This is a genomic window from Enterobacter cloacae complex sp. P17RS, from assembly GCF_014895885.1.
Classification (GTDB): domain Bacteria; phylum Pseudomonadota; class Gammaproteobacteria; order Enterobacterales; family Enterobacteriaceae; genus Enterobacter; species Enterobacter bugandensis.
Genome location: NZ_JADBQK010000001.1, coordinates 85,399 through 93,340 on the forward strand (window position 1 = coordinate 85,399; position 7,942 = coordinate 93,340).

Below are 7,942 nucleotides of genomic sequence, written 5' to 3' on the forward strand. Positions count from 1 at the left end.
TGCCCTCTCCCACGGGGAGAGGGAGAAAACCGGGCGTATCAGGCCGCGCTCTTTTTCTTTTTGAACGGTTTCTTCGCGCCACCACCGGGTGCAACCATGCCTCTGAACCGCTTCACCGGCGTGCTGCGCGCCTGATCGATCAGCTGGTAAAGCGTCCCCACCAGCGGCTGCATAAAGTCCTGATAGCGGCACTGCTTTTCGCTGATTTGCGTCAGTACGGATTCCCAGTGCGCGGTCATGTCCGGCCTTGCGGCCAGCTCCGGCAGGGAGTGTATGAGCGCCCGGCCCGGTTCCGTTGAGTGGATGTAGCGCCCCTTTTTCTCAAGAAAACCTCGCTTAAAGAGCAGCTCGATGATCCCCGCGCGGGTTGCTTCCGTACCCAGTCCATCGGTGGCGCGCAGGATCTTCTTCAGATCTTTATCCTGCACAAAGCGGGCGATCCCGGTCATGGCCGACAGCAGCGTTGCATCGGTGAAGTGGCGCGGCGGCTGGGTCTGACGTTCAACCACTTCACCCTTCTCGCACAGCAGTTCGTCATCTTTAGCGACCACCGGCAGCGGCGTGCCGTCGTTCTCCTCATCGCGCTCTTTGTTGCCGAGGAGCGTGCGCCAGCCCGCTTCCGCGAGGAAACGCGCTTTAGCGATAAACTTGCCTTTGGCAATTTCCAGCTCGATGACGCACTTGCGGAACACCGCGTCCGGGCAGAACTGCATCAGGTACTGACGGGCGATCAGGTTATAGACCTTCGCTTCGTTGTCGGTCAGATTGACGCTGCTGGCGCGCGCCGTCGGGATAATCGCGTGGTGGGCATCGACCTTTTTGTCGTCCCAGCAGCGGTTATGGGTGTCCGGGTTAACGACGGACTGCGGGAGCAGATCCGGCGCGTGGACGCCGATGGCATTCATCACAGAATGGCGTCCGGCAAAGTGCTCTTCCGGCAGATAGCGGCTGTCCGAACGTGGATAGGTGATGAGCTTATGGGTTTCGTAGAGTTTCTGGCAGATATCCAGCACGTTCTGCGCGCTGAGGCCAAAGCGCTTCGCGGCCTCAATCTGCAGAGCAGAAAGGGAGAACGGCAGCGGCGCGGGTTCTGATTCCCGTTTATCGTTATAGCTGGTAACGATGGCCGGCTGGCCGGTAATACGGTTAACCACATGCTCCGCCAGCGGACGATGCAGCAAACGCCCCTCTTCATCCTGGTACGACTCGCAAGCGTCGCTCGGCTGCCAGACGGCGGTAAAGCGCTCGTCTTTAGGCGTGACGATATGCGCTTTCACTTCAAAGAAATCTTTGGCGACGAAGTTCTCGATCTCTTCGTCGCGACGCACCACCAGCCCCAGCACTGGCGTCTGCACGCGGCCCACGGAGAGTACGCCCTGATAGCCCGCGTTGCGCCCGAGGATGGTGTAGGCGCGGGTCATGTTGATGCCGTACAGCCAGTCCGCTCGGGCGCGCGCTAAAGCAGAGACGCACAGCGGAATAAACTCGCTGTTGGAACGCAGGCGCGAGATCGCCCGCTCAACGGCCTGCGGGTTGAGATCGTTGATCAGGCAGCGCTGCACCTGCTGGCGCTTTTCCGGCGCCAGCTCAAGATAGTCCAGCACTTCGTCCACCAGCAACTGCCCTTCTCTGTCCGGGTCACCTGCGTGGACCACTTCCGTCGCCTCATGCAGGAAGCGCTTAATAACGTTGAGCTGTTTGGTGACGGACGGACGAGGCTGAAGACGCCACTTTTCCGGCACGATGGGCAGATCGTTGAGGTTCCAGCGGGCGTAGCGGCTGTCGTAGACGTCCGGCTGCGCCTGTTCAAGCAGGTGGCCGATACACCAGGTGACCACCTGCCCGTTACCGCATTCGATAAAGCCGTCGCCTTTGCGATGCGGTTTAGGCAGCACGTCGGCGATGGCACGGGCCAGGCTCGGCTTTTCGGCAATAAACAACCGCATCGAATTAACGGATCTCAATCATCGGTCGGCCGCCGCGGGCGGTCACCAGTTCGCCGATCGCCGTCAGGGTGATGCCAAACTCGGCGGCGGTTGCCTGAACCTCGGCTTCGGATTCCGGCGTCACCGCCAGCAGCAGGCCGCCGGAGGTTTGCGGATCGCACAGCAGGTTGCGCCACGCCTCAGGCATTTCGCCCATCAGGTGACCGTAGCTGGCGAAGTTGCGCTGGGTACCGCCCGGAACCGCGCCCTGGGCAATGTACTCTTCCACGCCAGGCAGCTTCGGCACGTACTGATACCAGACCTGCGCCTGCACGCCCGCCCCCTGACAGACTTCAGAGAGGTGCCCCAGCAGGCCAAAACCGGTGACGTCGGTCATCGCCTTTACGCCGTCGATATTGGCGAACGCCGCGCCGGCGAGGTTCATCTGGCACATGACTTCCGTCGCCAGACCTTTGTGCTCCGGTTTGAGCAGGGATTTTTTCTCAGCGGTGGTGAGCACACCAATGCCCAGCGGCTTAGTGAGGAACAGCTTGCAGCCCGCCTGCGCGGTGCTGTTGCGCTTCACGCGCTCGGTCGGCACCACGCCGGTAACGGCCAGGCCGAAGATCGGCTCTGGCGCATCAATCGAGTGGCCGCCGGCCAGCGCAATCCCCGCCTGCTGGCAGGCGAAACGCCCGCCATCAATCACCTCGCGGGCGATTTCCGGTGGAATGGTGTTGATCGGCCAGCCCAGAATGGCGATGGCCATGATCGGCTTACCGCCCATGGCGAAGATATCGCTGATGGCATTGGTGGCCGCGATGCGCCCGAAGTCGAACGGGTTATCAACAATCGGCATAAAGAAGTCAGTGGTGCTGATAATGCTGGTGCCGTTACCTAAGTCATAAACCGCCGCATCGTCACGCGTTTCGTTGCCGACAAGCAGGTTCGGGTCGACAAACTTCGCCTGTTCACTGTGCAGAATGGTCTCCAGCACTTTCGGGGAAATTTTACAACCGCAACCGGCTCCGTGGCTGTACTGCGTTAAACGAATGGTTTGCTCGCTCATGGACGTCTCCTGTCATCTCAATCGCGCTATGGTAGCGCTCATTCCATAAAGAGGTAAGTATGACTGTCTGAATTCTGCGGCGGATGCTCAGAATCCAGACAGTTTAGCGCGTGTAATTAAAAACGGCTGACGAAAGGCGTGGTGTCCGGCACGCTAATGGTGCTGGAGGCTTTAAGCTGCGGGGTGCCGAGGTAAAGGAAACCGACAATTTTGTCGTGCTCACCGCAGGAGAATCCTGCCCGCACTGCGGCGCTCTCGGTCAGCGGCCCGGTGCGCCAGATACCGTTAAAGCCCTGCGCAACGGCGGCCATCTGCATCGCCATCACCGCACAGCCGGCAGACATTTCCTGCTCCCAGACCGGCACCTTATGGTCGGCCTGGCATTTCGCCACGACAGCGATAATCATCGGGGCGCGGAACGGCGCGTTACGCGCCTTATCGATACCTTTCTCATCCTGCCCGGCGGCAACTGCCCCCTGCTCCAGCAGCTGACTGAAGCGATCGCGGCCTTCGCCTTCAATCACAAAGAAGTGCCACGGCTGCAGCGTGCCATGATCCGGCGCACGCATACCGGCACGCAGAATGTTTTCCAGCTGCTCGCCCGCAGGGGCGGGTTCGGCCAGACGTGACGCGCTACGACGGTTAACAAGCAGTTCGAGTGCATCCATTGGTTAACTCCTTTCTTGAAATTTACTCACAAAATTAACACGACGGCAGATTTTGTTACAGCCTGGCAGGCGATTCCTGCTGACAAGTGGCGGTTGGGTCATTACGATAACCCAACATTACCGTCCAGTGGCGACGGAAACAGTCATTTTCTGGTTAGGGAGAATACATGCGAACCCTTTGGCGAATCTTTGCCGGTTTCTTTAAATGGACGTGGCGACTGCTCAACTTCGTCCGCAACCTGGTGATGAACATCTTCTTCATCCTTCTGGTTCTGGTTTGCGCGGGCATCTGGATGCATATCAGCAACGCGAATCAGGCGCAGCATTCGACTCGTGGGGCCCTGTTACTCGATATCACCGGCGTGATCGTTGATAAACCGTCCACCAGCAACCGTCTGGGGGTGATCGGCCGCCAGCTGTTTGGCGCGACGTCAGACCGCCTGCAGGAGAACTCCCTGTTCGATATCGTCGATACTATCCGTCAGGCCAAAGACGACCGAAACATCACCGGGATCGTGCTGGATCTGAAAGATTTTGCCGGCGGCGACCAGCCTTCTATGCAGTACATCGGTAAAGCGCTGCGCGAGTTCCGCGACAGCGGCAAGCCGGTGATTGCCGTGGGCGACAGCTACAGCCAGGGGCAATATTATCTGGCAAGCTTCGCCAATAAGATCTGGCTTTCGCCGCAGGGTACGGTCGATCTGCACGGTTTTGCCACCAACGGCCTGTACTACAAATCGCTGCTCGACAAGCTGAAGGTCACCACCCACGTCTTCCGCGTCGGCACCTATAAATCTGCCGTGGAGCCGTTTATCCGCGACGATATGTCCCCTGCCGCCCGTGAAGCGGACAGCCGCTGGATTGGCGAGCTGTGGCAGAACTATCTGGGTACCGTTGCCGCTAACCGTCAAATTACCGCTGAGCAGGTGTTCCCTGGCGCTCGCGGCGTGCTGGATGGACTGCGCAAGGTCGACGGTGATACCGCGAAATATGCCCTCGACAACAAGCTGGTTGACGCGCTGGGCACCAGTGCAGATATCGAAAAAGCCCTGACCAAACAGTTTGGCTGGAGCAAAGAGGACAAAAACTACAGCGCCATCAGCATGTATGACTATGCTGCGAAAAAGCCGGACGACAGCGGCGACAGCGTAGCCGTGGTGTTTGCTAACGGCGCTATCATGGACGGTCAGGAAACCCCTGGGAACGTCGGCGGTGATACTACCGCGTCGCAAATCCGCGATGCACGCCTTGACCCGAAAGTGAAAGCGATTGTCCTGCGGGTGAACAGCCCTGGCGGCAGCGTTAGCGCTTCCGAAGTGATCCGCGCCGAGCTGGCCGCAGCGCGTGCCGCTGGCAAGCCGGTCGTCGTATCCATGGGCGGCATGGCCGCGTCTGGCGGGTACTGGATCTCCACGCCTGCCAACTATATTGTGGCGAACCCAAGCACGCTGACCGGCTCGATTGGCATCTTCGGGGTGATTAACACCGTGGAAAACAGCCTGGATTATCTGGGTGTGCATACCGATGGCGTTTCCACGTCGCCGCTGGCGGATGTGTCGATGACCAAATCTCTGCCGCCGGAAGTTTCAGAGATGATGCAGCTGAGCATTGAGAACGGCTATAAGCGCTTTATCACGCTGGTTGCCGACTCGCGTAAGAAGACGCCGGAACAGATCGACCAGATTGCTCAGGGCCACGTCTGGACCGGACAGGATGCGAAGAGTAACGGTCTGGTCGACAGCCTGGGCGACTTCGACGACGCGGTGAAGAAAGCCGCCGAACTGGCGAAGCTCAAGCAGTGGCACGTTGAGTATTATCAGGACGAACCGTCGTTCTTCGATATGGTGATGGACAGCATGTCCGTCTCCGTACGCGCCATGCTGCCGGAGGCGCTGCAGGCGTACCTGCCGGCCCCGGTGACCACGGCTGCGAAAGCGATGAAGGCGGAAAGCGATAAGCTCGCGGCCTTTAACGATCCACAAAGTCGTTACGCGTTTTGCCTGACCTGCGCGAACGTCCGTTAAAAACCGTCCCCTCTTCCCGTGAAGAGGGGATTTTTTTCTTTTGAAGAACAAGAACTCACTACCATGCAGAAGAAATCGATTTATGTAGCCTACACTGGCGGTACCATCGGTATGCAGCGCTCTGAAAATGGCTATATCCCCGTCTCCGGCCATCTGCAGCGTCAGCTTGCGCTGATGCCTGAATTCCACCGTCCGGAAATGCCTGACTTCACCATCCACGAATACGAGCCGCTGATGGACTCCTCCGACATGACGCCGGAAGACTGGCAGCACATCGCGGATGACATCAAAGCCCATTACGACCAGTACGACGGCTTCGTGATCCTGCACGGCACCGACACCATGGCGTTCACCGCTTCGGCGCTCTCCTTCATGCTGGAGAACCTGAGCAAGCCGGTGATCGTCACCGGGTCGCAAATACCGCTGGCGGAGCTGCGCTCGGACGGGCAGATCAACCTGCTGAACTCCCTGTACGTGGCGGCGAATTACCCGATCAACGAAGTGTCGCTGTTCTTTAACAATCGCCTGTATCGCGGCAACCGCACCACCAAAGCCCATGCCGACGGTTTTGACGCCTTTGCCTCCCCTAACCTGCAGCCGCTGCTGGAAGCGGGTATTCATATCCGTCGTCTGGGAACGCCTCCGGCACCGAACACCGCCGGCGAGCTGATTGTGCATCCGATTACCCCGCAGCCGATTGGCGTGGTCACCATTTATCCGGGCATTTCCGCGGACGTGGTGCGCAACTTCCTTCGCCAGCCGGTGAAAGCGCTGATCCTCCGTTCCTATGGCGTCGGCAACGCTCCGCAGAACGGCGAATTTCTGAAGGAGCTTCAGGAAGCCAGCGAGCGCGGAATTGTGGTGGTAAACCTGACTCAGTGCATGTCTGGCAAGGTCAATATGGGCGGTTATGCCACTGGCAACGCGCTGGCGCACGCGGGGGTGATCAGCGGCTTCGATATGACCGTTGAGGCGACACTGACTAAACTTCACTATTTACTGAGTCAGGATCTGGACATTCAGTCCATTCGCCGCGCAATGATGCAAAACCTGCGTGGCGAGCTGACCCCGGACGAATAAGGAGCTCTCATGAAGCAACGCGCCCTGCTACTGGTCGATTTGCAAAATGATTTCTGCGCGGGCGGCGCGCTGGCCGTCGCCGAAGGTGACAGCACCGTTGACGTGGCAAATACCCTGATTGACTGGTGCAAAGCCCGCGGTGAAGCGGTTGTCGCCAGCCAGGACTGGCACCCGGCGAACCACGGCAGCTTTGCCAGCCAGCACAACGTTGAGCCTTTCACCCAGGGTGAACTCGACGGTCTGGCGCAAACCTTCTGGCCGGATCACTGCGTACAGCAGACCGAAGGAGCGGAGCTGCACCCGCTCCTGAATCAGAAGGCCATCGACGCGGTGTTCCATAAAGGTGAAAACCCGGTTATCGACAGCTACAGCGCGTTTTTCGATAACGGGCATCGCCAGAAGACGGCGCTGGACGCGTGGTTACGTCACCATGAAATCACGGAGCTGATCGTGCTGGGTCTGGCGACGGATTACTGCGTGAAGTTTACCGTGCTGGACGCGCTCCAGCTGGGTTATACCGTTAGCGTCATCACCGACGGCTGTCGTGGGGTGAACATCCAACCACAGGACAGCGCCCAGGCGTTTATGGATATGGCCGCCGAAGGTGCAACTCTGTATACGCTGGCAGACTGGCAGGAAACGCAGGCGTAGCCTTTTAAGCCGGGTGGCGCTGACGCTTACCCGGCAAAACCCCTCCCCAATCCCCATAAAGTGAACTCCCTCGCATCCTCAGCGAAGCGACAATGCTATTCTCTTCAGGCTGTTTTTTCGCCACGCCTTTTCTGTGGCGTGGTTATTTTTATTAAGTCAAAGAGGAACTTGTATGAAACGTTTGCCCCTGCTGGCAGCATTACCCTTGCTTTGCGCGTCGCTTGCTTCCGCCGCACCTCTGATGTCCGTGGGCTACTTTAACGGGGGTGGCGACGTCACCGCCGGACCGGGTGGCGATATCAATAAACTGGACGTTCGCCAGATCACCCACCTGAACTACTCGTTTGGGCTTGTTTATAACAACGAGAAAGATGAGACCAACCCTGCGCTGAAAGATCCGGCGAAGCTGCATCAAATCTGGCTGTCGCCAAAAGTAGCGTCCGATCTGGCCCTTATCCCGACCCTGCGTAAACAAAACCCGAACCTGAAAGTCCTGCTCTCCGTTGTGTACGGTCCGGGGACATA

The 7,942-nt window shown here is 58.7% G+C and carries 6 protein-coding genes and 1 pseudogene; 4 read left to right on the plus strand and 3 right to left on the minus strand.

Annotated elements, in window-relative coordinates; genetic code table 11:
• Positions 1–38 precede the first annotated feature (38 nt).
• The 3 genes from IM265_RS00435 to IM265_RS00445 all read right to left on the minus strand — a co-directional run bounded on the left by IM265_RS00435 (position 39) and on the right by IM265_RS00445 (position 3,662).
• The gene (locus tag IM265_RS00435) at positions 39–1,946 is read right to left on the minus strand and encodes a DNA topoisomerase III (RefSeq protein WP_045261603.1); all 1,908 of its coding nucleotides are present in this window, start codon (positions 1,944–1,946) and stop codon (positions 39–41) included.
• A gap of 4 nt (positions 1,947–1,950) precedes the next feature.
• Positions 1,951–2,994, minus strand: coding sequence for a selenide, water dikinase SelD (gene selD / locus IM265_RS00440; protein WP_193031155.1), 1,044 nt, complete (start codon positions 2,992–2,994; stop codon positions 1,951–1,953).
• Between the two features lie 116 nt (positions 2,995–3,110).
• The gene (locus tag IM265_RS00445; RefSeq protein ID WP_045261605.1) at positions 3,111–3,662 is read right to left on the minus strand and encodes an NAD(P)H nitroreductase; all 552 of its coding nucleotides are present in this window, start codon (positions 3,660–3,662) and stop codon (positions 3,111–3,113) included.
• 167 nt (positions 3,663–3,829) lie between these two features.
• On the opposite strand from IM265_RS00445, the gene sppA reads away from it, so the two are divergent.
• From sppA to IM265_RS00465, 4 genes and pseudogenes are all read left to right on the plus strand, one after another.
• Positions 3,830–5,686 (plus strand): signal peptide peptidase SppA, encoded by a 1,857-nt coding sequence (gene sppA, locus IM265_RS00450; protein WP_063153844.1) that lies wholly within the window; start codon positions 3,830–3,832, stop codon positions 5,684–5,686.
• A 63-nt stretch (positions 5,687–5,749) separates the two neighbouring features.
• Positions 5,750–6,766 carry an asparaginase gene (gene ansA, locus IM265_RS00455; RefSeq protein WP_028012774.1) on the plus strand — a complete coding sequence of 339 codons (1,017 nt, stop codon included), beginning with the start codon at positions 5,750–5,752 and terminating at the stop codon, positions 6,764–6,766.
• Between the two features lie 9 nt (positions 6,767–6,775).
• Positions 6,776–7,417, plus strand: a complete 642-nt coding sequence (gene pncA, locus IM265_RS00460) for a bifunctional nicotinamidase/pyrazinamidase (protein WP_045630119.1) — start codon at positions 6,776–6,778, stop codon at positions 7,415–7,417.
• 172 nt (positions 7,418–7,589) lie between these two features.
• Positions 7,590–7,942, plus strand: a pseudogene (locus tag IM265_RS00465) (chitinase); the annotation flags it as partial.

Bases quoted from the DNA above. Each gene is read 5' to 3' on its own strand.
- IM265_RS00435 (WP_045261603.1), bottom strand. From the start codon at position 1,946: ATGCGGTTGTTTATTGCCGAAAAGCCGAGCCTGGCCCGTGCCATCGCC.
- selD (WP_193031155.1), bottom strand. From the start codon at position 2,994: ATGAGCGAGCAAACCATTCGTTTAACGCAGTACAGCCACGGAGCCGGT.
- IM265_RS00445 (WP_045261605.1), bottom strand. From the start codon at position 3,662: ATGGATGCACTCGAACTGCTTGTTAACCGTCGTAGCGCGTCACGTCTG.
- sppA (WP_063153844.1), top strand. From the start codon at position 3,830: ATGCGAACCCTTTGGCGAATCTTTGCCGGTTTCTTTAAATGGACGTGG.
- ansA (WP_028012774.1), top strand. From the start codon at position 5,750: ATGCAGAAGAAATCGATTTATGTAGCCTACACTGGCGGTACCATCGGT.
- pncA (WP_045630119.1), top strand. From the start codon at position 6,776: ATGAAGCAACGCGCCCTGCTACTGGTCGATTTGCAAAATGATTTCTGC.